Annotated in this window: 19 protein-coding genes; 14 read left to right on the top strand and 5 right to left on the bottom strand. The window is 67.6% G+C overall.

Going from position 1 to position 24,518, the window contains the following annotated elements:
- Positions 1-29 precede the first annotated feature (29 nt).
- Entirely contained in the window at positions 30-461 is a 432-nt protein-coding gene (locus tag ACMGFE_RS13820; protein WP_436925797.1) for a DUF7979 domain-containing protein, read from the bottom strand.
- A gap of 154 nt (positions 462-615) precedes the next feature.
- Between ACMGFE_RS13820 and htpX the strand changes: the two genes are divergently transcribed.
- The 8 genes from htpX (at position 616) to ACMGFE_RS13780 (ending at position 7,320) form a co-directional block, all read left to right on the top strand.
- Positions 616-1,497: a zinc metalloprotease HtpX gene (gene htpX, locus ACMGFE_RS13815; RefSeq protein ID WP_436925796.1), complete on the top strand. Its 882-nt coding sequence runs from the start codon at positions 616-618 to the stop codon at positions 1,495-1,497.
- A gap of 67 nt (positions 1,498-1,564) precedes the next feature.
- Positions 1,565-2,440: a M48 family metalloprotease gene (locus ACMGFE_RS13810; protein WP_436925795.1), complete on the top strand. Its 876-nt coding sequence runs from the start codon at positions 1,565-1,567 to the stop codon at positions 2,438-2,440.
- A 61-nt stretch (positions 2,441-2,501) separates the two neighbouring features.
- Positions 2,502-3,308, top strand: coding sequence for an aldo/keto reductase (locus tag ACMGFE_RS13805; RefSeq protein WP_436925794.1), 807 nt, complete (start codon positions 2,502-2,504; stop codon positions 3,306-3,308).
- Positions 3,309-3,369: 61 nt separating this feature from the next.
- Complete coding sequence (pspAB, locus tag ACMGFE_RS13800; protein ID WP_436925793.1) at positions 3,370-4,020, top strand: PspA-associated protein PspAB; 651 nt, start codon at positions 3,370-3,372, stop codon at positions 4,018-4,020.
- Positions 4,021-4,051: 31 nt separating this feature from the next.
- The gene (locus ACMGFE_RS13795; protein WP_436925792.1) at positions 4,052-4,504 is read left to right on the top strand and encodes a hypothetical protein; all 453 of its coding nucleotides are present in this window, start codon (positions 4,052-4,054) and stop codon (positions 4,502-4,504) included.
- A 294-nt stretch (positions 4,505-4,798) separates the two neighbouring features.
- A complete protein-coding gene (gene radA, locus ACMGFE_RS13790; RefSeq protein ID WP_436925791.1) occupies positions 4,799-5,845 on the top strand; it encodes a DNA repair and recombination protein RadA in 1,047 nt (348 codons plus the stop codon).
- A gap of 101 nt (positions 5,846-5,946) precedes the next feature.
- Positions 5,947-7,038: a PAS domain-containing sensor histidine kinase gene (locus ACMGFE_RS13785; protein WP_436925790.1), complete on the top strand. Its 1,092-nt coding sequence runs from the start codon at positions 5,947-5,949 to the stop codon at positions 7,036-7,038.
- A gap of 42 nt (positions 7,039-7,080) precedes the next feature.
- Positions 7,081-7,320: a glutaredoxin family protein gene (locus ACMGFE_RS13780; RefSeq protein WP_436925789.1), complete on the top strand. Its 240-nt coding sequence runs from the start codon at positions 7,081-7,083 to the stop codon at positions 7,318-7,320.
- 7 nt (positions 7,321-7,327) lie between these two features.
- Here ACMGFE_RS13780 and ACMGFE_RS13775 read toward each other — a convergent pair whose 3' ends face one another.
- Together ACMGFE_RS13775 and msrB are read right to left on the bottom strand one after the other, a co-directional pair.
- The gene (locus ACMGFE_RS13775; RefSeq protein WP_436925788.1) at positions 7,328-8,110 is read right to left on the bottom strand and encodes a DUF7978 family protein; all 783 of its coding nucleotides are present in this window, start codon (positions 8,108-8,110) and stop codon (positions 7,328-7,330) included.
- Positions 8,111-8,450: 340 nt separating this feature from the next.
- Positions 8,451-8,858, bottom strand: coding sequence for a peptide-methionine (R)-S-oxide reductase MsrB (gene msrB / locus ACMGFE_RS13770; RefSeq protein WP_436925787.1), 408 nt, complete (start codon positions 8,856-8,858; stop codon positions 8,451-8,453).
- Between the two features lie 120 nt (positions 8,859-8,978).
- Here msrB and ACMGFE_RS13765 point away from each other — a divergent pair, with 120 nt between their 5' ends.
- Positions 8,979-9,533: a CBS domain-containing protein gene (locus tag ACMGFE_RS13765; RefSeq protein ID WP_436925786.1), complete on the top strand. Its 555-nt coding sequence runs from the start codon at positions 8,979-8,981 to the stop codon at positions 9,531-9,533.
- 90 nt (positions 9,534-9,623) lie between these two features.
- Here ACMGFE_RS13765 and ACMGFE_RS13760 read toward each other — a convergent pair whose 3' ends face one another.
- Together ACMGFE_RS13760 and ACMGFE_RS13755 are read right to left on the bottom strand one after the other, a co-directional pair.
- Positions 9,624-10,286, bottom strand: a complete 663-nt coding sequence (locus tag ACMGFE_RS13760) for a DUF502 domain-containing protein (protein ID WP_436925785.1) — start codon at positions 10,284-10,286, stop codon at positions 9,624-9,626.
- Between the two features lie 275 nt (positions 10,287-10,561).
- Positions 10,562-11,530, bottom strand: coding sequence for a proline dehydrogenase family protein (locus ACMGFE_RS13755; RefSeq protein ID WP_436925784.1), 969 nt, complete (start codon positions 11,528-11,530; stop codon positions 10,562-10,564).
- A gap of 178 nt (positions 11,531-11,708) precedes the next feature.
- On the opposite strand from ACMGFE_RS13755, the gene ACMGFE_RS13750 reads away from it, so the two are divergent.
- The 5 genes from ACMGFE_RS13750 to ACMGFE_RS13730 all read left to right on the top strand — a co-directional run bounded on the left by ACMGFE_RS13750 (position 11,709) and on the right by ACMGFE_RS13730 (position 24,515).
- Entirely contained in the window at positions 11,709-12,254 is a 546-nt protein-coding gene (locus ACMGFE_RS13750) for a CDP-2,3-bis-(O-geranylgeranyl)-sn-glycerol synthase (RefSeq protein WP_436925783.1), read from the top strand.
- Between the two features lie 604 nt (positions 12,255-12,858).
- Positions 12,859-14,190, top strand: coding sequence for a hydroxymethylbilane synthase (gene hemC / locus ACMGFE_RS13745; RefSeq protein WP_436925782.1), 1,332 nt, complete (start codon positions 12,859-12,861; stop codon positions 14,188-14,190).
- A complete protein-coding gene (gene cobA / locus ACMGFE_RS13740; protein WP_436925781.1) occupies positions 14,187-14,981 on the top strand; it encodes a uroporphyrinogen-III C-methyltransferase in 795 nt (264 codons plus the stop codon). Before hemC ends, cobA begins: the two co-directional genes overlap by 4 nt.
- Positions 14,978-15,751, top strand: coding sequence for a uroporphyrinogen-III synthase (locus ACMGFE_RS13735; RefSeq protein ID WP_436925780.1), 774 nt, complete (start codon positions 14,978-14,980; stop codon positions 15,749-15,751). The genes cobA and ACMGFE_RS13735 overlap by 4 nt, the downstream gene beginning before the upstream one ends.
- 694 nt (positions 15,752-16,445) lie before the next feature.
- Positions 16,446-24,515 (top strand): PKD domain-containing protein, encoded by an 8,070-nt coding sequence (locus ACMGFE_RS13730; protein ID WP_436925779.1) that lies wholly within the window; start codon positions 16,446-16,448, stop codon positions 24,513-24,515.
- Positions 24,516-24,518 lie beyond the last annotated feature (3 nt).

Here is a 24,518-nt window from a genome sequence, read left to right as displayed (position 1 = left end):
CGTCCGGCGGTCCACTCGGACCGGTCCGCTCAGTCGTAGACGTACGGGACGACCCCGAACAGGGCGGCGAAAAAGCCGACGACCGCGAGTAGCCCGCCGGCGTAGTAGAGCCACGTCTCCGGCTTCGGACACTCGGCGGTGCGGACCTCCGCGACGTAGCGGTCGCCCTCGTGGACGACCACCGCCTCGTCGAGACGCGCGAGCGACTCCCTCGGACCGAACGAGCGGTCTGAACCCGTCCGTCCGGCGTCGAAGGCGCGCTGCTGGTGGTCGGTGAGGTTCGCGTACTCGACGGCCGGTTCGGGCGGGTCCGCCACCTCGTCGGCCGATTCGACGTCGACGACGTAGCTCGTCCCGCAGGTCGAGCTCAGCGAGACGTAGAGCCCCAGTCCCATGAGCGACAGGCCGACCAGCAGGGCGAGGGCGCCGCCGCCGACGAACGCGACCGTTCGAGTCCCCATCGGCGGGAGCGTGAAGCGGTCAGGTAGTGAGCGTTTCGGAGGCCGACCGTTCCTGAGAGCGGTCGGTGAGCGCCGGCGGAACTCGCCGGGAGACGGACCGAGACGCGGCCGTGACGCGAGTCATTGATATGTCGCGCACTCCCTATCATCTGGTATGGAATGGAAAACGGACTGGGGACTCCGCGCGCGGATGTTCTTCACGATGTTCCTCCTCGCCGCGCTGTACATCGTGTTCCTCGGCGTCCTGCTGTGGTCGGGGCAGTCGTACGGAGTCATCGTCATCTTCATGAGCATCTTCCTGTTCGTCCAGTACTTCTTCAGCGACAAACTGGCGCTCAAGAGCATGGGTGCCCGGAAAGTCGACGAGGACGAGTTCCCCGAGTTGCACGGGATGGTGAGCCGGCTCTCCCAGCAGGCCGACCTGCCCAAGCCCACGATCGCCGTCGCCGACACGCGGACGCCAAACGCCTTCGCGACCGGGCGCTCGAAGAAGACGGCGACCGTCGCCGTGACGACCGGGCTGCTCCAGACGCTCGACCAGGAGGAACTGGAGGGCGTCCTCGCCCACGAGCTCGCCCACGTCAAGAACCGCGACGTGATGGTGATGACCATCGCGTCGTTCCTGTCGACCATCGCGATGCTCATCCTCCGCTGGGGCTTCCTCTTCGGCGGCGGCGGCCGCAACCGCCAGGGCGGCGGTGCGCAGGTCATGATCGCCATCGCCGCCTCGCTGGTCGTCTGGATCGTTTCGTTCTTCCTGATCCGGGCGCTCTCGCGGTACCGCGAGTACGCCGCCGACCGCGGCGCCGCCGCGATCACCGGCAAACCCGCCGCGCTCGCCTCGGCCCTGCTGACCATCGACAACCGCATGGACAAGGTCCCGAAAGAAGACATGCGCTCGCAGTCGGAGATGAACGCCTTCTTCATCATCCCCATCGACAAGGGCGTCATCGCGCAGCTGTTCAGCACGCACCCCTCGACCGAGAAACGCGTCGACCGCCTCCGGGACCTCGCCGGCCGCCAGGAGACCGCCTGAGAACGACGGTTTCGTCGCCACCCGCCCCGACCGAAGGCCTATTACTCGTCCGACAGGAACTGTGGCTATGGAGTGGCAGACCGACAGCCGCCTCGCCCGGCGGATGGCGCTCGCGCTGGCCCTCTCGGTCGTCGGGTACGCGGTCCTCCTCGGCCCGGTGTTCCTGCTGTTCCCCCTCTCCGTCGCGCTGGTGATCTGCGGTGTGCTGGTCGCCGTTCTCGGCGTGCTCGTCCTCCAGGCCGACCGGCTGGCGTACCTCGCGACGAAAGCCATCGCCATCGACCGCTCGGACCACCCCGACCTGTTCGACGCCGTCGACCGACTGGCCGCGCAGGCCGACGTCCCGCGGCCGCCGGTCGCCGTGATCCCCAGCGACGAACCGAACGCGCTGTCGGCCGGTACCGGCGATCGAACCGTGATCTGCGTGACGCTCGGTCTGCTGAAGACCCTCGACGACGAGCAGCTCGAAGCCGTGCTCGCGCACGAACTCGCCCACGTCAAGAACGGCGACTCGACGGTGTTGACAGTCGCCGGCTTCCCCGCGACCGTCGCGCTCGCCGCGCTCGGGAGCGCCCTCGACAGCATGACCGGGACGGCCCTCCTCCTCGGCTACTTCGGCGCTGCCGTGCTGGTCGCCGTCCTGAGTCTCCCCCTCTTGCTGGTGAGTCTCCCGGGGACGCTCGCCCTCTCCCGATACCGCGAGTACGCGGCCGATCGGGGGGCCGTCGCGATCACGGGAAACCCCGTCGCGCTCGCGGAAGCGCTGGCCGAACTGTACGGGCTCTCGGCGCCCCCGGACGAGGACCTGCGCTCGATGGCCGGCTTTAACGCCTTCTGCATCGTCCCGACGCGCTATTTCGGCCTGCCCTGGACGCATCCACCCACGCACGAGCGGATCCGGAAACTGCGCGAACTCGCCGCCGAGATGGAACGGCCCGGGTAGTGGGAGACTCTCACCGCTTTCCCAGCGGTTAGGGTCACACAGTCCAACGTCGAGAAGACTCATGAGCGAACTCGATCTGCACCGGCTCGGACTGGGCACGTGGCAGAACACCGACCCGGAGCAGTGCGCCGAGAGCGTCCGTACCGCGCTGGAACTGGGCTACCGAAACGTCGACACCGCACAGGGCTACGAGAACGAGGCGTTCGTCGGCCGCGGCATCGCGGAGTCGAGCGTTCCGCGCGAGGAAGTCTTCCTCGCGACCAAGATCAGCACCGCGAATCTCGCCCACGACGACGTGCTGGCGACCGCGGAGGAGAGCCTCGACAAGCTTGGTACCGAGTACGTCGACCTGCTGTACGTCCACTGGCCGACGAACGCCTACGACCCCGAGGGCACGCTCTCGGCGTTCCAGCAGCTCTACGACGAGGGGAAGATCCGCCACGTCGGCGTCTCCAACTTCGAACCGGAGCATCTGGACGAGGCCCGGGAGATCCTCGACGCCCCCATCTTCGCGAACCAGATAGAGATGCACCCGTACCTCCAGCAGACCGAGTTGCGCGAGTACGCCGCCGAACACGGCCACACCGTCGTCGCCTACTCGCCGCTCGCACGGACGGAAGTACTCGACGACCCCGTGCTCCAGAACATCGCCGAGAAACACGACGCGACCGTCCCGCAGGTGACGCTGGCGTGGTTCCTCGCGCTGGAGAACGTCGCCGCCATCCCGAAGGCCACCAGTGCCGACCACATCGAGGACAACTGGCGAGCGTACGACGTGGATCTGGACGACGACGACCTGGATCGGATCGCGGACCTCGACCGGGGTCAGCGGGAGATCGACCCCGACGGCGCGCCGTGGGATAGCTGAAACGGGCTGGCGGATTCACGGAGGGAAGCGTCTTTTACCCGCCTCGCCCAAACAGACAGACATGGGACTGCTGGACGGCCTGAAGTCCGCGCTGGGGATGAAAGCGGAGGCCGACGCGACCCGGGACGCCGACCCCGAGGATCTGTTCGGAATGAGCACGGCCTACATGACGATGGAGGCCGACCTGGGCTTCGCGCCGGCCGAGGCGGCCGCGCTGTGTTTCGCCGACGTCGACAGCACGGACTTCGAGGACGCCGTCGAGAACGTCGAGGCCATCCTCGAAGCGGGGGAGGTCGAGACGGGGACGAAAGCGAGGTTCACGACCGACGATCACGGTTACGAGTGGGTCGTCCTCGAAGACGACGACCCCGAGGATCTGGTGACGAGCATCCACTTCGCCGCCGACGAGTTCATCGAACGCGGCTACGGGTCGCGACTGCTCGCTGCGCTGTTCGCGTTCGAGAAGAGCGACGCCGGCAGGCATCGAAACAGAGGCGGCGAAGCCGCCGGCGGCGGACAGCGAGCCTACTGGATCTACTCCTTCCGCCGCGGCAAGTACTACCCGTTCGCTCCCGAGGGCGACCACGAGCGCCACAGCCAGACGGAGATCAAGCTCCAGAGCGTGCTCGACGGCGAGCTCACGGTCGAACCGGACAAGGAGTACTGGTACCCCCTCTGGCCGGACCGCCCCGGCGGCCACCCGTGGGAGTAGGTTTATTCCCCGGGGGGTCGACACGCAGCCAATGCCGCAACTGCGCTCCGAAATCGCGGTCTACGACCACGTTCGACCGGAAGACGACGAGTCGGTCGAGCGGGCCGTCTACCGCGTCGTCGGCACGGCCGACGAGAGCGCGACGCTGCTCCGGGTCGGTGACGCCGACGGGCGCCGGGTGAACACCGGGGAACTGGTGACAGTCGACCGCGACGCCCTCGACGGCTTCGAACGGGCGGACAACCCCGACGGGAACCGTCCGGCCGGCGAGACCGTGGCGGGCTTCCTCCGCGACTTCCGCTGGCAGATTCGGATGTTCGCCGCCGGGTTGCGGGCGCGCCCGGTGGCCTCGCTCGCCGCGATCGCGCTCGTCGTCGTCGGCCATCAGGGCCACCGCGTCCTCTCGGTCCCCGAGTCGTGGCTCACCGCCGTCTACTTCCTCGGCGTCTTCGGCGTCGTCTACCTCGGCGCCCGCGGCGGCTGAACGGCACTTCCGCTGCCCGCGCTCGCCGCGATCACGTTCGAGTTTCCACCTCGTTCCGCTCGATCGACACCCGATCTTCGTCTGGCCTCCACTCGGCCTCCACTCGGTATCCACTCGGAATCCACTCGGCCTCCACTCTGATTCCACTCGGATTCTATACGTCACGACCGCTCTCCCCGCTCTTCGCCTATCAATCTCCGGACCGGTCGGATCTGATGGCGTTCCAGTGCCGCGGTTTCACTTTCACTTTGGTGTTAACGAGGGTTTATATGATGGCCGGCGCAATCGATGTCCATGGCGACAGACGACCTCGAAGACCTGTCGGGCGTGGGCCCGGCCACCGCGGAAAAGCTGAAGGACAACGGTTTCGACTCCTACCAGGGCATCGCGGTCGCGAGCCCCGGGGAGCTCTCGAACTCCGCCGACGTCGGGGAATCGAGCGCCGCCGACATCATCAACGCCGCGCGCGAGGCCGCCGACATCGGCGGGTTCGAGTCCGGCGCCGCGGTGCTCGAACGCCGCGAACAGATCGGCAAGCTCACCTGGAACGTCGACGAAGTGGACGACCTCCTCGGCGGGGGCATCGAGACCCAGTCGATCACCGAAGTGTACGGCGAGTTCGGGGCCGGCAAGTCCCAGGTCACCCACCAGATCTCGGTGACCGTCCAGCTCCCCCGCGAACACGGCGGACTGGAGGGCAGCGCGATGTTCATCGACTCCGAGGACACCTTCCGCCCCGAGCGGATCGACCAGATGGTCAAGGGCCTCTCCGAGGGGGTCCTCGAGGACACGATGGTCCTCCACGGCGTCGTCGAAGACGCCGAACAGGCCGACGCCACCGACGAGGGGCTGCTCGACGACCTCGTCGAGACCATGCTCGACAACATCCACGTGGCGAAGGCGTTCAACTCCAACCACCAGATCCTGCTGGCCGAGCAGGCCCAGGAGCTCGCCAGCGAGACCCAGGACGAGGAGTTCCCTATCCGCCTGCTCTGCGTCGACTCGCTGACCGCGCACTTCCGCGCGGAGTACGTCGGCCGCGGCGAACTCGCCGACCGCCAGCAGAAGCTCAACAAACACCTCCACGACCTGATGCGCGTCGGCGACCTCCACAACACCGCCGTCGTCGTCACCAACCAGGTCGCCTCCAACCCCGATTCGTTCTTCGGTGACCCGACCCAGCCCATCGGTGGGAACATCCTCGGTCACACGTCCACGTTCCGTATCTACCTGCGGAAATCCAAGGGCGACAAACGCATCGTCAAGCTCGTCGACGCGCCGAACCTCCCCGACGGCGAAGCCGTCATGCGCGTCGAGGAAGACGGCCTGATGAACGAGTGAGGTGAACCGGGCGGTCCCGCCGCCGTGTGAGGGACCGGCCCAGAATCAACCGTGAGAGTCGAACGCATCGGTTTTATTCACGCGAGTCCTGGGTTCGCGCCATGGTGCCCGACCGGGACGGCGAACCGACTGAACGAGCCCCTCACGGGGTCGATTTCGTCGGGGCGGCGTTCGACGCGTTACCGGCACAGGTCGCGGTCGTCGACGCGGAGGGCGTGATCCGGGAGACGAACCGCGCGTGGCGGCAGTTCGGGACGGACAACGGCTTTCGTGGAGACGTCGAGATGGTCGGCGAGAACTACCTGTCGGTCTGTGACGGGTCCGAAGACGAGGCAGCCACCGAAGCGGCAGCGGGAATCCGATCCGTCCTCGCGGGCGAGCGCACGGAGTTTACCCTCGAATACCCGTGTCACTCGCCGAACGAGCGGCGCTGGTTTCTGATGCGCGCGATCGTACTCCCGGAGTGTGAGGAACCGCACGCGCTCGTCATGCACGTCGACATCACCGACCGGAAAGAGGCCGAACTCCGCGTCGAGGCCAACAACGAGACCCTGTCGACGGTCGCGAGCGTCCTCAGCCACGACCTCCGCAACCCGCTGAACGTCGCGATGGGGCGAGCGGAACAGCTCGCGAGGGACCCGACAGTCGATCCCGAGACCGTCGCCGAACAGACCGAGTCCATCCGTTCGTCGCTCGACCGGATGAACGCCATCGTCCACGACGCGCTCGTGCTCGCGAGCGGATCCGAAGGCATCGACGCCGAGCACGTCAAGCTCGGTGCCGTCACCCGCGACGCGTGGTCGAACGTCGAGACCGACGATCTGACCATCGAGATCAACGACGACGCGACGCTCGTGGCCGACGCCAGCCTCCTCAAACAGCTACTGGAGAACCTCTTCCGCAACGCGATCGAGCACGCCGACGGCGTCGAGACGGTGACCGTCGGCATCACCGACCGCGGATTCTACGTCGCCGACGACGGCCGGGGGGTCGCGCCCGAGGACCGCGAACGCGTCTTCGAGACCGGCTACTCGACCAACAAGGCCGACGGCAACACGGGGATGGGCCTCGCGATCGTCGAGAAGATCGCCGACGCTCACGACTGGAGCGTCCGCCTCGTCGACGCATCCGACCGGAGCGACTCCGACCGGCCGGGGACGCGATTCGAGTTCGACGGCGTCACGCTCGGGTAGCAGGGCACAACGCACTTGCCGGTCGGTTCCGAACGGTGGAGTATGGCGTTCACGCTCTACCAGCTCGACGGGTGCCCGTACTGCGAGAAAGTAGCCGACCGCATGGACGAACTCGATCTGGACTACGACACCGTCTGGGTCGACGCGCTCCACTCCCAGCGCAACGAGGTCAAGCGCGTCTCCGGCCAGCGCGGCGTCCCCGTCATCGTCGACGAGGACCGCGGCGTCACAATGGCCGAGTCCGACCGCATCGTGGAGTATCTCGAAACCAGCTACGCCTGACCCCGGCTCACTTCTCGTTTCGGTCCAGATACACCAGTCCCGCCCCCAGCGTCGCGAAGATCGTCGGGTACGCGAACCCGAAGACGACGAGCAGGTACCGGTCGGGCAGGATCGTGACCGCACCGGCGATGGAACTGTACAGTATCGCGGTGAACAACACCGACCCGACGAGCAGGACGACGAGGTACCCGGCCGCGATGGCGATGCCGAACCGGGCCACCTCCGCCAGCGTCTCCGTGGTCGTCTCCTCCCAGTAACTGTCGGCGAACTCGTAGCCCGCGCCGACCAGCGCGATCGGCGCCAACAGGTAGTAGACGAACGTCGGAACGTCCGTCTCGCCCTGTCCCTCGATGACACTCAGGTGCCCGATCTCCGCGGTCTGCCCCCCGAGAATGCCGCCGGCGTGCGAGAGCGGCGCGGCGTGACCGGTCCCGAACGTGAACAGGCCACGCAGCAGCGGACCGACCCCGGGCAGTCCGGCCACCGGTTCGGCCACCGGAACGAGCAGTTGCGGCACCGCGCCGACCGTCGCCGGAATGTTGTGCGCGTTGAAGACGACGATCCCCAGAAGCGAGACCCGGCGCTGGAGCGTCCCAGAGCCGAATCCCCCGATCGCCGCGACCAGCGCCGTCAGCACGAAGACCGCGACGAACGCGGCCGGCGCCCGCGCCATCCCCGCTCGCCACGGAAACGCCACGAACGCCTCTTCCAGCACCACGTCCGTCCCGAGCACCGAAACCGTCCGGTCGCCGGACTCGTCCGCCGATCCCTCCGCGTGTTCGGACGTCACACCCGTCCAACCGCTCACGAGTTCAAAAAGGCTTCCGGCCGGTTCGATCGATTTGATAGCCGGCCCGGAGTGGCTGGATTCCCGCAGTTTCGACCGACGGATACCGGTTCTCCCTGCGTCTGCTCGCGGGCGGCGTAGTCGCCCCCTCGCATGGTACGAGGGACCGAAGGTCCCTCGTTAGTCGAATCACGCCGCTCACTTCGTTCGGGCTCCGCTGCTCGCGGCTCCCTACGGTCGCCGCTCGCTATGCCGTGGCCCTCACTTCGTTCGGGCCACGCTACTCACGGCTTCCTACGGTCGCCGTTCGTTACGACGTGGTTCTCCCTTCTGTCGAACCACGCTACTCTCCGGCGTCGAAATCGAGCGCCGCCGAGTTGATACAGTAGCGCTTCCCCGTCGGCTCGGGCCCGTCGTCGAAGACGTGCCCCAGGTGGCCTCCGCAGGTCGCACAGACGACTTCCGTCCGGCGCATCCCGTGGCTGGTGTCCAGCCGCGTCTCCACGTTGCCCTCCTCGACGACGTCGAAGAAGCTCGGCCAGCCGTGTCCCGAGTCGAACTGGTTGTCCGTCGAGAACAGCTCCGCCCCGCAGCCCGCACAGGTGAACTCGCCTTCGTCGTCGACGTCGAGATAGTCGCCACTGAACTTCGGCTCCGTCCCCTGCTCGCGCAGGATCTTGTACTCCTCCTCGGTGAGGCGCTCTCGCCACTCCTCCTCGGAGTTCGGGAGCGTCTCCTCGCTGTCTGACATACCACCCGATAGCCACTCCAGGCGTTTATATCGACCGTTGGTGACCGCCGACCGCCCCGCTCTGCCCGACCGCGCGCGCTCGGCGGTGGTTTTTTATATTACCTCTGGTTATTCCGACGCATGGATTTACCGACGCCGGCGGATCTGCGGGAGCGGCGAAACGAACTGGGGTTGACCCAGAGCGACCTTGCCGACCGAGCGGACGTCTCACAGCCGTTGATCGCCCGGATCGAGGGCGGGGACGTCGATCCGCGGCTGTCGACGCTCCGGCGGATCGTCAACGCGCTCCAGGAAGCCGAGGGGGCGATCCTTCGCGCCGAGGACCTGATGAACTCGCCTATCGTGAGCGTCCAGCCCGACGACTCCGTTCACGAGACCCAGGAACTGATGGACGAGCGCGGGTTCTCGCAGGTGCCCGTCATCCGCGACGGGACCCCCCGGGGACTGATCGGGCACTCCGACATCCGCCAGCGCTCCGACGAGTCCGAGACCGAGAACGTCGGCGACTTCCCCGTCGACGAGGTCAAACGCGAGTCCATCGCGACCGTCGAACCCGGCGCGACCATCGACGAGATCAACGACTACCTCAACCACAACGACGCCGTGCTGGTCGTCGAGGGCGGCGAGACGGTCGGCATCATCACCGAGGCCGACATCGCTGCTCACATCAGTTGAACGGCGCGGCTCGCGAACCGTTCGCCCGGAATCCCGCTGACCCCCGACCGCCCGCGTCGGTCCGCGATCACTCGCTGTCCTCGCCCGCCGTCACGCGTCACCGCCGACCGGCGACTCCTCGCTCTCCTCGTCGTCGGTGTCCACTGCCATCGGGATCGACGTCTGTTCGGCCTCCCCGAAGCCGGCGCTGAGGACGCGCGTCAGCGCCTCCTCGACGCGTTCGTTCGTCTCCTCGTAGGAGTCGGGGTCGACCTCGACGACGAAGCCGGTGGTGATGTTCGGTGCGGTCGGGAGAAAGAGCACGTCGCGGCCGTCCTCGGTCGATTTGCCGGTCTTGAACGCCGTCATCCGCATGCCCTGCCAGGTCTCGATCTTGACGGGTTCCTGGAGTTCGTCCGCGCCGGAGACGACGGTTTCGACGGCCATCTTCGAGGCGTTGTAGACGACGCGGAGCCCCGGAAGCTGATTCATCGTGCGGTCGATGGTCCCCTCGATGATGTCGCCGAACGCCGTGCGCATCAGGTACCCGAGCGAGAACACGACGAGCACGAAGATGACGAGGGTCAGCAAGACCCGGAGCGGTTCCGCGACGTCGACCGCCTCGCCGAAGATCTCGATCGTCTGACTCTCGACCGGGAGTGGGACGGCCGTGAGTGCGAAGTACAGCCAGAGGATGATGTAGGTCGTCACGAGCAACGGCACCAGGATGATCAACCCGCTGGCGAAGTCACGCTTCCAGGATGCCGAGGTCATCTGCGCCTATCTGCCCCCCGGAGCGTACTAAGCGTGTTCCTTCCGGACGGAGAACACGAGCGCCTCGCCGTCCGCCGATGCATCTGACTCACACCGCCACCGCTCGCTCTGACGTGATTCTCACTTCGTTCGATTCGCGCCCCGCCCCACGCGGCTCGCGGCGTCGCCGCTCGCTCCGACGTGATTCTCACTTCGTTCGATTCGCGCCCCGCCCCACGCGGCTCGCGGCGTCGCCGCTCGCTCCGACGTGATTCTCACTTCGTTCGAATCACGCGTCACCCGCTCACGACGGCCCGGAGCGCGAACGTGAGGTTCTCCTTGCGTTCGAGCACGCGCCGGTAGAAGTACGACAGCCACTTCGACCCGTAGGGGGCGTACTGCCAGACCTCGCAGTCGTCGGCCAGGTCCGCCTGGGCGTCCTCGCGCACGCCCATCAGCATCTGTACCTCGTAGGGCGTCCCGTACCCGTCGTGCAAGTCCGCAGCCAGGTCGATCATCTCGGGGTCGTGGCTCCCCACCGCCACCCCGCCGTCGAACTCCCGGAACATGAGTTCCAGGAGGTCCCGATACTCCCGGTTCACGCGTGATTTCTCCCGGTAGGCGACCTCGGCGGGCGGGTCGTAGGCCCCCTTGACGAGCCGGACCTTCCCCGGCAGGTCGGCCAGCCGTTCGAGGTCCTCCCGCGTCCGCCGGAGGTTCGCCTGCACGCAGACGCCGACGTTACCGCCCGTCTCGCGGGTCGCTTGACTCCCCGCTCGCTCCGTCGGCGGTGCCTCCCGCTGGTCGGCACCGCCCGTCTCGCGGGTCGCTTGACTCCCCGCTCGCTCCGTCGGCGGTGCCTCCCGCTGGTCGGCACCGCCCGTCTCGCGGGCGTGGTACTCGAACGCGTCGAGCGTCGCGTCCGTCGTCGTGTGGTCTTCCATGTCGATCCAGACGAACTCGCCGTGGTCGTCGGCGCGCTCGACGATGCTGGCGAGGTTCTCCCGGAAGACGTCCTCCCCCACGTCGAGGCCGAGCTGGGACGGTTTGACCGAGACGCAGACCCGCAGATCCGTCTCGGCGATGTCGTCGATCAACTCGCGGTACGTCGCGGCGTCTTCGTCGGCCGGCCCGCGCTCGTGGTAGTGCTCGCCGAGCAAATTGAGGATCATCCCGATCCCGCGCTCGTTCGCCTCGCGAGCGTGTTCGAGCGCCTCCGGAGCCGTCTCGCCGGCGACGAACCGACTCGCGATCGGTGGAATCATACTCGCAAGTATTGCCGCCAGTGTGAAAGTGGTATCGACGGCGAACGGCGGAAACCGAGCTATCGACGGGTACCGGGCTGGAAACGGGGACCGGGCTGGCGGCGGGGACCTGGCCGACCCGCCGTCGCGGACGCGGCGAAACACCGTGATTAAGGGCCACGGGGCAGTCGGCGAGCATATGAGCCTGTTCTCGGCCATCGCGACGGCGCTGTGGGCGATGTTGCCCGCGTACGTCCCGAACAACGCCGCGGTGCTGGCCGGTGGCGGCCGTCCCATCGACGGCGGCCGGACCTGGGGCGGCCGGCGCCTCCTCGGCGACGGCAAGACCTGGCGCGGGACCGCCGCTGGGACCGCCGCCGGCGTCGCGGTCGCCCTGGTACTCAACGCCGGGTCGGACACCATCGCCGACCTGCTCGGCGTTGCCCCCGTGGAGTTCCCGCTCCCGGCCGCGGTCGGCCTCGCGCTCGGCGCGATGTGCGGCGACATCGCCGCCTCGTTCCTGAAACGGCGGACCGGCCGCGAGCGCGGCGCCCCCTTCCCCGGGCTCGATCAGCTCGACTTCGTCGTCGGCGCGCTCGCGCTCGCCGCCCTGCTCGATTTCGACTGGGTCGTCTCGACGTTCACGCCGCCGGTGCTCGCCGTCGTCCTCGTGGCGACCCCGCTGTTACACGTCGTCACCAACGGCATCGCCTACGCCATCGGCGCGAAAGACGAGCCCTGGTGAGACCATCTTTTTCCCGGCCGGGTTTCCTCGCTCGCTTCGCTCGCTCCGGGAACCCGACCGGCAAAAACATGGGTGAAAAAGGCCGAGCGCTCACTCCGTTCGCGCTCGGTTGAACCGCGCTCGCTTCGCTCGCGCGGATGCTCACTACAGCCCACAGAGTGAACGATCGCGGTGGCGCGCGCTGTCGCGGGTTTCATCCCGCGACGTAGCCGTGCGAGGGATGAGCGACCGAAGGGAGCGAATCGGTTGGGGAGGCGTGAGGCGCGGTGCTGTGCGGTGCTGTCCCTGGCGGACTGAAAGGGCGAGGCACGCTCGCGTTTATGTAGTCGTCTGAGCGACCCCTACCCGAGCGAAGCGAGGGTATGTCGCTCAGCGACCGCGAGCGGGCCGAGGGCTTTCAGCGCCTGTTGTCCGCTGCGGACCAGAACACTGCTAGCGAGCGTGCCGAGGGCTTTCGTCGCTTGCTGTCACCTGCGGTCGCTTCAGTCCAACTTCTCTTCACGACCCTTGAGCCTGCAACCACTGTTACACTCGCACGCCATCCAAACGCTAGCCGCGAACGGAAGTGGTGTGCTTTTCACGTCGGCGCGTCCACTGAGAGACAATGAGTACAACGTTGCGGCTGGGGACGCGCGGGTCGACGCTCGCGATGCGGCAGGCCGCCGCCGTCAAGGAGCGCCTGGAGAACCGACGGTTCGACGTGGAACTCGTCGAGGTGGAGACCACGGGCGACCAGATCACCGACGAAGCCATCCACGAACTCGGCAAGACCGGCGCGTTCGTCCGCGCGCTCGACGAGGAAGTCCTCGACGGCGACTGCGACGCCGCCGTCCACTCGATGAAGGACGTGCCGACGGAGATGCCCGAAGACCTGATCGTCGCGGGCGTCCCCGAGCGAGCGGCGCCCCGTGACGTGCTCGTCACCCGCGAGGGCACCTCCCTGATGGGACTCCCCGAGGGCGCGACCGTCGGCACGTCGAGCCTCCGCCGGGGCGCCCAGTTGCTCGCCGAGCGGCCAGATCTGGACGTCCAGCCGCTGCGCGGCAACGTCGACACGCGCGTGGAGAAACTGCTCGCGCCGCCGCTCGTCCGCGAACACGAGCGCCGCGTCGAGGCCGAAGTCGACGAGGAGGCCGAGTCGTTCGCCGTGTACGACGAGGCCGACGGCGGCGACGCGGACGACCAGAGCCGGACCACCGACTACGCCAAGTACAACAAACCCGACGACGCGGACGACGACGAGGCGGGGACCGGCGCGGACGGCAATGCGAACGACGACGGGGACAGCGACGAGGCCGACGACGACTCCGAGTACGACCGCACGGTCGAGGAGTGGTTCGAGGACCTCTCGGAGCTGGAACGGCGGGCGCTCGAACGCGACCCGGACGTCGAGTACGACGCCATCGTCCTCGCCGAAGCGGGATTAGAGCGTGCCGGCCTGCTCCACCACGTCGAACACACGCAGCTCCGCCCCGACCAGTTCGTTCCGGCGCCGGGCCAGGGGACGCTGGCGGTCACCGCTCGAGACGACGACCTGGCCGACGACATCCGGAGCGCGCTCGACCACGCACCGACGCGGGTCGAGGCGACCGCCGAGCGCACGGTACTGGAAGAACTCGGCGGCGGCTGCGTGGCGCCCATCGGCATCTACGCGGTCCTCCAGGGGTCGGTCGTCCGGACGAGCGTCCGCGTGCTCGACCGCGAGGGCGACGAGGAGGTCCGCGAGACGCGCGAACTCCCCGTCGACCGCCACCCGGGGGCCGCCCGCGCGTTCGCCGCGGATCTGGCGAGCGCCGGCGCCGCGGACATCATCGAACGGGCGCGGCGCCGCACCGACGAGGAGTCGGGTGCCGGCGGCGCCTCGCCCGACACGCCGGACGCCATCGAAGACGGTGACGACGGCGACGGAGGCGCCGCGGGAGGATCCGACGCGTGACCGGGACCGTCTCCCTCGTCGGCTCCGGCCCCGGCGACCCGGACCTGCTCACCGTCAAGGCCCGGCGCCTCCTCGACGAGGCCGACGTCGTCCTCCACGACAAGCTCCCGGGCCCGGCGATCATCGACCTGATCCCCGAGGAGCGTCGGGAGGACGTGGGCAAACGCGCCGGCGGCGAGCGGACCTCGCAGTCGACCATCAACGAGCGGCTCGTCGAACTCGCTCGCGAGGGGAAACACGTCGTCCGGCTGAAGGGCGGCGACCCGTTCGTCTTCGGCCGCGGCGGCGAGGAGGCCGCCTATCTGGCCGAGCACGACGTCCCCTTCGAGGTCGTCCCGGGCGTCACGTCGGCCATCGCCGGCCCGGCCGTCGCGGGCATCCCCGCGACCCACCGCGACCACGCCTCCTCGGTGTCGTTCGTCACCGGCCACGAGGACCCCACCAAGGACGAGTCCGCCGTCGACTGGGAGGCGCTGGCCGCCACCGGCGGCACCATCGTCGTCCTCATGGGCGTCGGCAAGCTCCCGGACTACACCGCCGCGCTCCGCGACGCCGGGATGGCCCCCGACACGCCCGTCGCGCTCGTCGAACGCGCGACCTGGCCGGACCAGCGGGTCGCGACCGGCACGCTGGAGACCATCGTCGACGCCCGCGACGAGGTCGGGATCGAACCGCCGGCGATCACTGTCATCGGCCAGGTGGCCGGCGAGCGCGAGCGCGTCGTCGAGTTCCTCCGCGGGTACGGCAGTGACGAATCCGCCGGTGCGGTCGACAGGGTGACCGAGCGATGAGCGCCGCCGACCGCCCGCGGATCGCCGTCTTCCGCCCGCCCGACGACCGCCTCGCTGGTGCGGTCGAGTTGCTCGAATCGCTCGGCGCCGACCCCCTCGCCGACCCGATGCTGACCGTCGACCCGACCGGCGCCGTCCCCCGGAGCGACGCCGACTACGTCGTGTTCACCAGCAAGACCGGCGTCGAACTCGTCGCCGGCGAACGCGCCGACGAGGGCGGGCCCGCCGAGCGGTGGGGCGCCGGCGACGCGACCGTCTGCGCCATCGGCGAGTCGACCGCCGACGCGCTACGCGAGCACGGCTACCCCGTCGATCGGGTGCCCGCGGAGTTCTCGTCGGCTGGCCTCGTCGCGGCGCTCGAAGACGAGGTGGCCGGCGCTCGGGTCGAGATCGCCCGCAGCGACCACGGCTCGGCCGTCCTGCTGACCGGCCTCGAAGACGCCGGCGCGTACCTCCACGAGACGGTCCTCTACCGGCTGGAGCGCCCCGCCGACGCGGGCGAGTCGGCGGAAGTCGCCGCCGCGGGCGGCCTCGACGGCGCCGTGTTCACCTCCTCGCTCACGGTCCGGCACTTCCTCGCCGCGGCCGACGAACGCGGCGTCCGCGAGGAGGCGCTGGACGGACTGGCCGACGCCGTCGTCGGCGTCATCGGCGATCCCACCGCCGAGACCGCCGCCGACGCCGGCGTCGCCGTCGACGTGGTGCCGGAGGCCGCCGACTTCGACGCGCTCGCCGAGGCCGTCGTCGAGGCGGCAGGCGACGCCCAGTGAGAGCGGCATCGCGACGAAGCCGGCCGAATCGGGCGGGACGATTCGAACCAGCGGATTCGGCCGGGGCAGTGTGCCGCTCGTCTGGATCGCACGCGAACCGGCCCTGTGTCGTCTCTCCGTTCGGTTCGACGAACGAGTAAGCCGGGAGCCGTCACATCGCTCCGCTCGACCCCACGTAAGCGAAAATCGACCTCGATCCGGGTGACTCGCTCGCAGGATCGGACGAGGTGACCTACTCCGGGATGCGTCGAGCCTCACCCCGACAGTGTCGTCTTCTCTCCGGAGTTCCCAGGCGTTCCGCCCCGATACCCCATCCCGCGAGAGGTGGCCAGGTTACTGCCGGACCGGTCTGCACTCGTCCGGCAGCCGCCGGCTCGTTCGATCTAGACCGTTGCGGATGCCGCCACGTCTGTATCGAAGCGAACGGCAGTCGATACGTAGCCGGTATACAAGACAATAGAAAATAATATGTGCATAATGTTATTTGGTAGCTATTATGCGCCAGATCAGTAATCGAATACTGGTCCTCGTATTTACGTTTGCGCTGATCACCACACCGGTCATCGGTGGGCTCACCGCGGCCTCTGTCCCCGCTCGCGTCGACGCACACCGTGGCACCGGGCCAGACATCGGCTCACAGTCGGCAGGGAACGGGTCGTTCTGGGGGAGCCAACCGACCGTAGTGGAGGGGCAGGTGGCACCCGACTTCGAACGGTCGGCCGCCGGTCTGGAACCACAGACGATCCAGGACAACGAAACCGGCGTATCGGTAACGTTCTCGCGGTCGGCCATCGACCGCGAGAACGTCTCGATCACGCCCTATCCGGAGCGCGGCGAGCACGATCTCTCCAACGCCGGCCCGGTCGTACGGATCACGTCGACCGAGCGACCGACCGGCACGACAACGGTTTCAGTCCCGCTCTCTGATTCGGTGGCCGCCGCGGAATTCGGAAACCTCTCGATCTACCACTGGGACGGCACCGCCCGGGGGTGGCGACCGGTCGCGACTTCGATCGACGAGAACGAGCGGCGGGCGTCCGCCACTGTTCCGTCGCTCGGTTACTTCGCCGTGTTGAACGAGACTGCCTGGAACGAATCGACCCGAGTTCGTCGGCCCGAACCGATCGCGCCGGCAGATCCGGGCGGCGTCTACGTCGGGACCGAGAACGGGACGCTCCGGAAGGTCGCCGTCGATAGCGGCCAGACCGTCTGGGTCCGTTCGCTCGGAGCCCCCGGGGACACCGCGGTCGCGGCAGATCCGGAGGGCGCGATCTACGCCGCGGTCAACCGCTCGCGGGCCGTCAGGCAACTGGACTGGGTAGACGGCTCGGTCACGTCGAGCGTCCCATTCGAGCGAGGCGCGGTCGAGCTCTCCACGACGCGAGCGGGAACGGTCTTCGCGGCGGCGAACGGCGCGATCGGTGGGAACCTGACCCGTATCGACGCCGAGCGCGGGTTCCGACCCTGGACGCTCATTCACTTCAGCCGGCACGCGTCGGATTACAACGTCGACGACTTCACGCACGGCAGCGACGGGGCGCTCTACGTCGGGCTGTACTTGGAGAGCCGGCGAGAGCCGGCGCGGCTCGTCCGTCTGAACCAGACCGCACTCGAGAACCCGTACGGTGCGAACGGTAGCCAACGGGACTTCACCGTCTGGGAGCGTGACATCGACGCCCGCTTCGTCAACGACGTCACGCAGCTGGGCGCCGGCGTGTACGCCGCCATCTCGAACGGCGTCCGGCGCGTCTCCGCCACGGACGGGAGCGCGGGCTGGACGACGGCCGTCGACGGCGGCGTCTCCGAACTCGCGGTCGGCCAGAACGGAACGATCTACGCCGCGGCGGACACAGACGACGACACAAAGCCGTTCGTCCTGCAACTCGACCCGACGACCGGCCAGGTTCGCGAGAACACGACGGTGCCGCTGCACGAGCGGGCGACGATCACGGATCTCACCGTCGGGCCCAACGGGACGGTCTACGTCGGCTCACGGACGGGCGCCGTGTACGACCCCGGCGCGACGGAACAGACAGCCACTTCCCGGAACAACACGGCGAGCGGCTCGAATACGACTGCACGGAGCGGTCCGAGCGAGCGAGCCGTCGGCGACTTGCGAGCCAGTGATGATCGGGGCGCCGCGACCGCGCTGGAGTCGGACGCGCCGCTGGGGATCGACGTCGACCCGCCGGCCGGATCGTCGACCGTGATCGACACGACGCGTCTGGTCCCGGGACTCGAACAGTTCGGAGGCGGGTCACCGTCCGCGCGGGCCGGGGCATCGCTGTCGATCACCGCCAACAGGACATCGATCACGGCCGGTGACGACCTGACGCTCCGGTTCTCCGCGAGCAGCCGGACGAACGCGACGCTGACGATCGAGACGGCTGACGGGGCGGTCGTGCTCCAGCGGCCGGTCACCGCCTATCCGCAGACGACGGCGCTGACGGTCTCGAACATGCAGTCGGGCTCCTACGTCGCCCGGATAGCGGCCGACTCCGGGCCGCTGAACGACTCCACGGAGCGGATCACCGTCACCGAGCCAGGGTCGGACGAGCCGGCGCCCCTGACGATCGAGGCGGTCAACCGTTCGATCGCGACGGACGAGTCGTTGCGGTTGCGATACGCCGCCGGCAACGAGACTGACGCAACGATCACGCTCGAGACGACGGACGGGACGGACGTGCTCCGGCAGTCGGTGACCGCGACCACGCGACCGGCTGAGCTGTCGGTCTCGAACCTCGACGCGGGAACGTACGTCGCGCGGATCGCGGCCGACTCCGACGGGCGGAGCAACGCCACGGCGACGATCACGGTCAGCGAGCCGTCGACGGGGTCCCGAAACCTCACGGTGCGAGCCGTCGACCGGAACCTGACGACCGAGGAGACGCTCGTTCTCGAGTTTTCGGCAGATCGGCGGACCAACGCGACGCTCTACGTGAACGCGACGGACGGGCGGGTACTGCTTGATCGGTCCGTGACAGCCGGCCAGCAGCCGACCCAACTATCAGTGCCGGACCTGCCGGCCGGCACGTACGTCGCCGCGATCGAATCGACCGACGGGAGCCACGGCGGTTCCACGCAGGTGATCACCGTCTCCGAACCCAGCGGGTCCGGGAGCGCGAACCTCTCGCTCGCGGCGGTCGACCGCACCCTCACGACCGGGGAGGACCTGGTGCTCCGGTACTCCGCGGACGAACAGACGAACGCGTGGATCACGCTGACCACGAGCAGCGGTCAGACGGTTCTCAACACCTCCGTCACCGCCACCGAGCGACAGTCGAAGCTGACGATCCCGAACCCGCCCGCCGGCACGTACGTCGCGGCGATCGAGTCCGAGACGGGCGACGGACGCGCGACGGCCGAGACGATCACCGTCAGCCGCCCCGACGACGGCGGACCGACGTCGCTCTCGCTGCGCGCGGTCCAGCGGAACCTCACGACCGAGCAGAACCTGACGCTGGCCTACAGCGCCGACGCGTCGACCAGCGGACAACTCCGTCTCGAAACCGCCAGCGGTCGAGTCCTCCTGAACACGTCCGTCGGCGTGAGCGAGCGGGAGTCACGCCTCACGATCCCGGGCCTCGGCGCGGGCGAGTACGTCGCCGTCCTGACGGCAGCGGGCGGAAACCTGACCGCTCGGACGGGAACGATCACTGTCGAGTCGGAGCGCGGGCCGACGTTGAACGTCACCGCCCCGCCGAACGAGTTCACGCGGAGCGAGCCCCTGCGGTTGCGACTCGAGTCGGACGCCGGGCGCAACGTCACGATCAGCGTCGCGACGCTGGACGGCGACGTCGTCTACCGATCGACAGCGTCGGTGCCAGGCGGGCAGATGACCTACCGGCTGCGAGGTATCCCCGCCGGCGAGTACGTCGTCACCGTCAGGGCTCCGGCCGCCAACCTGACTGCCACGACCGACCCAGTCACGGTCAGGGTCGTCGAACCGCAGATGTCGGCGTCGCCGTCGGCCTCCGGGCCGGGAGAGCCGATCACGTTCACCGCCGCGACGAACGACTCCGGGCACACCGGGACGATCGTCGAGACGGTCTGGGAGTTCGGCGACGGCACGACGGAGACGGTGCGCGGCGCGCAGGTCGCCCACAGCTACAGCGAGCCCGGCGAGTACGACGTCACGGTGACGATCGTCGACGCGTTCGGCGGGCGGACGAACCACACGGTCACGACGACGGTGACGGTCGCCGACCCGGCGAACCTCACGGATCCGAAGGGGACCGTCACGGCGCTCTCGCCGAACGGGTCGGTAGCGTGGCAGCGCGAGACCGACAGCGGCGTGACCGCGCTCGCGGAGACCGGCGGGGTCGAGCCGGCGAGAAACCCAGAGGGCGAGACGAGGCCGGTCTGGTCGATCGACGTCCCCGAGGAGAACTCGACGACGGTCTCCGCGGTGGTCCGGGCGACCGGCCCCGCCAACGCGACCGCGACGCTCGTCGCCCGCGCGAACGGCGTCACGGAGACGGAGTCGGTCGCGACCGGTGACCGGCGGGTCGTCGCCGTCCCGGTCGGTGCGTTCGCCGGCCAAGAGATCACGGTGACCGCCAGGAGCCCGGACAACGTGAGCGTCGCCGTCTCGGACGTCCGCCTGTACCGGGACGACGACGGAGACTACCTGCCGAACTACATCGAGGAGACGGAGTACACGCTCCCGATCGGCCGCGCTCCGACGGTCTCGACGGACCCGCAGCAGGCCGACACGGACGGCGACGGATTGGGAGACGGTCACGAAGTTCTATTCCGGCTCACGAACGGGTCAGTTCGCGACACGACCCTGACCCCCGCGCGGATAGACGGGCACCCGCTCCGCGCTGACGCAGACGGCGATTCGCTCAACGATACCATCGAGTCGACGTATCCGTGGTTAAACTCGTTCCAGGCGGATTCAGACGGTGACGGCGTTCCGGACGCGGCCGAGGACAGGGACGGGGACGGGTTGTCGATCGCCGACGAATACGCACACGGCACATCACCGCTGGTCGCGGACACGGACCGCGACGGTCTGTCCGACCGGGCAGAAGTTCGAAGCCACTCGACGGACCCGACACTGAAGGACACGGACGCCGACGGACTCGCGGACAGCGACGAAGTCGTCCTCCCCGCGGATCCCCGCGATCCGGATACAGACGGAGACGGGACGCTCGACGGCAACGAGACCTACACGACGACGACCGGCAACGAGTCGCTGGGAGCCACCGTCTCGATCACTGGTGAAGGCAACGTCGCCGCCCAGACGACGGTCGAAGAACCGAGACACGTTCGCTATCAGGACGAGTACACGCCGAACGCGTCGGTCGCGCCGTTCGTCGAGTTCGAGTCGCGGGCGAACTTCTCGCGGGCGAACATCACCATCGCCTACAACGAATCGCGCGTCGAGAGCAGCGAGGGCAACCTCTCGATCTATCGGTTCAACGAGAGCGCACAACGCTACGAGCACGTCAATTCGACCGTGGATCCCGAGTCGAACACGGTGACGGCGACGACCGAGCACTTCTCGACCTACACTGTCTTCGACAACCAGGAATGGACCGAGTTCCTCCACCACCGGAACGACATCCTCTCGTGGCGACCGAACGGGTCGACGGGCGAAGGAATCGCCAACTGGACGTTCCAGTCGATGCCGTCGTCGATCGACGAGAGTGACTGGTCCTGCAACGTCGAGGACCGCGGCAGTGGCTACCACGACCAGCCCGCCGACGGTGGCTGTGCGATCGACTCCGACGACGACGCCATTCGGGTGTGGGAAAACACCACCCGCGAGCGATTCCTCAATCGCACGACGACCCTCCCCGAAGAGGGTCCGTTGTTCGTGAAGATCAAAGCGACCGCCCACATCCAGAGTGTTTGGTCGCACGCGGCGGCGGTCCTCTCGCTCGACTCCGGGAACAACGAGACCGACATCTACCGGCTGGAGAGCGACTCCAGTATGGTGTCGGATACCCGAACGGTCGTCCGTCGGCTCAACGTCACCGAATACGCCGGCGAGAACGTGACGGTCTCGTTGCGCGCCGACGCGCGCCACACCACCGGTGACCACTCCTGGTTGCGCGCGCACTTCATCGACTTCGAAGCGCCCGCCGAGAGCGTCGTCGACCGCGATTCGGACGGCGACGGCATCCCCGACTTCCGCGAGGTGAAGGGCATCCCGCTCGCGAACGGGCCCGTCGTCAAACTCGACCCGTACGATGCGGACACCGACGGTGACGGGATCCCGGACGGTGAGGAAATCGACGTTACCTCTCGGATTACCCAGGAACCGCCGCGGAGCAAAGCGCTGGAAACGGGGTATCAGTGGTCGAGTAACCCAGCACCGGGGAACCGAGACTCTGATGGAGACGGCCTCACCGACGCGCAAGAAGCCGACGGCTGGACGATCAGCGTCCTCGACACCCACGACGACGCGCTCGCGTTCAGCGAGGCCATCGGAACGAAAGACGGCGAGCCCGGCCAGTACGTCACGGATCGGACGGTCACGTCGGATCCGCTCTACAAAGACACCGACGACGACGGGCTCGACGACGACAGGGAGGAACGACTCGGGACCGACCCCTGGTCCGAAGACACCGACAACGACGGCCAGGCCGACGACGAGGAACTGGAAGACGGGCACGACCCGACGCTGTTCGACATCAACGGTCCGACGCTCGACATCCATTCGGCCGGATACGGGTCCCGCTTGCCGTGGACGCCCGGGTATAAATCGTTCTACTACGTCGAGGGGTCCGCCGACGACCCGAGTGGTGTCGAATCCTCGACGATCATCGTCGACGGCAAGGAATACTCGAACAGTGATCCTGGGTACTTCAACCGCGAGATAGACGCCGGAGCGCTCGGCACGTTCGAGGAAGCGCTCGCGAAGACGAAACTGAAGGTCCGCGCGACCGACGAGCACGGAAACTCGCGGACGACGCTCGCTGCCGCCCGCCACAACGGGCTCGTCGAAGCGGTCAAGCAAAGCGGGACCCTCGGTAGCCTCTCGGAATCGCAAGCGTTCGCGCTGGGGACCGGGACGGGTATCTCCAGCGGCGCCGGGCGCCTCACCGGCACGGTACAGGACGTCGTCAACCGGCCCCAGCAGACGCTCAATCGCTACTCGAATCTCTCCCGGTACGAGCAGTTGATCGAGAACGTCGACGACATCCCGGGGCTGTTGGTCACACAGTACCAGCGCCAGCAGCGGACCGCGAACCCCTACTACCGCAAGGGCGAGATCGCGAACCAGGAGCTGTACGACGACTTCCGCCGGGGGTACTACGCCGGGTTGGTCGTCTTCGAGGTCGCCCAGTCCGCGGCGACCGGCCAGGTCAAGAAGATCGACAAAGTGCAGAAGTTGGCCGACAAGACGGGAGCGAACCGCGCGCTGAAGTACTACCGATCCACGCGGTCGAAGTACGTCACCGGCCCGGCCGTCATGGTGGGGTCGAAGGTCACCCGCCGCGTCGTCTCCAAAGTCGACGTGGGCGCGTCGGACACGATCCGAAAGACGCTGTCGGAGGTCGAGACCGTCGGCCGGACGTGGTCGCTGTCGCGCAGGTTGGGGAACACCCCCAGCGGCGTGTTGACCGGGCTGAGCGACACTGGACGGGCGCAACTGCGGACGTACTACCGCCGGATCCGCGGAAGCGGTAGCGACGGCGGCGACACCGGGCTAGAGGTGCTGACCGACGGCGGCCAGGAGCGGTTCGTCGACACGCTCGAAGACGTCGAAAAGGGTGGCCAGAGAGCCGCGATGCTGCAACGCAAACTCGACGAGTCCGACTTCGGCGCGGTGTTCAACGCCGACCTGCCCGACGAGACCCGCGGGACGCTGCTGCGAGCGTACGACGACGGCGACCTGTCGGCCTCGGAGACGGCGACGGTCGCGCGGAAGCTGGACGAACCGGGCAACAGCGACGTGGTGTCGACGATCCGGACGCTCGACGAGACCGACCAGCGGCGTGCGCTGAAACTGGTCGCCGACGCCGGTGACTCCGGTGTGACGCTGGTCAGAGACCTCGACAGTGCCAGTCTACAGCGGCTCTTCAGGCTCGAAGACCGCGGCGACTGGATCGGGCTCGATGGGCGGTTCGACGACTGGGACCTCTGGCGAGCGGACATCGCCGGGGCGCTCGGTGACAGCCGCGTCGATACCGACGACGTGGAAGCGTATCTCTCCGACCTCGACGAAATCGTCGATGCGACCCGCAACGGAGACGTCGACGTCGAAAACTACAGAGCCCTCGTCGACGAGACGAGTCCCAATGGCAACTCGTTCCTGAATCTGGCCAACGAGGCCGACAGAACGCGGGCGTACGTCAGGGGCGAGTCCGACTTCATTCCAGACGGTCGAGACGTCGACGAAGTCGTCGTCGAACCGCAGTTCACCACCACGAGCAAGGACGTGGATATGAAGGTGCAATACGGGGACGGCAGCGCGGACTACGTCGAATTCAAACGGGTAAGTGGGAAAGATTTCAGAGGTAATATCTTCGATAATGTGATAGATGATTCCAGAGATGCCGACTCGATGAATAGAAAGTTCATCGAGATTAGGAGTGAAACTAGCGATGGGTCTAATAGCGGAGAGATAACAGTGGATTACGACCAATACGGGATCGACAGTAATTCAGAATTTGAGCAGCGCCTCCTTGACGAGATAGACCGCAACCTCAAAAATAACATCGTGGACAAGATTGTAGTTGATCGTGTTCGTGTTAACCCGGATGATGCTGAGCCATTCACAGTAGACCTCTCTCAAGTAGGTGAATAACGC

It is taken from the genome of Halosimplex amylolyticum (genome assembly GCF_051414035.1).
Classification (GTDB): domain Archaea; phylum Halobacteriota; class Halobacteria; order Halobacteriales; family Haloarculaceae; genus Halosimplex; species Halosimplex amylolyticum.
This window is presented reverse-complemented; position numbering and strand designations above follow the sequence as displayed.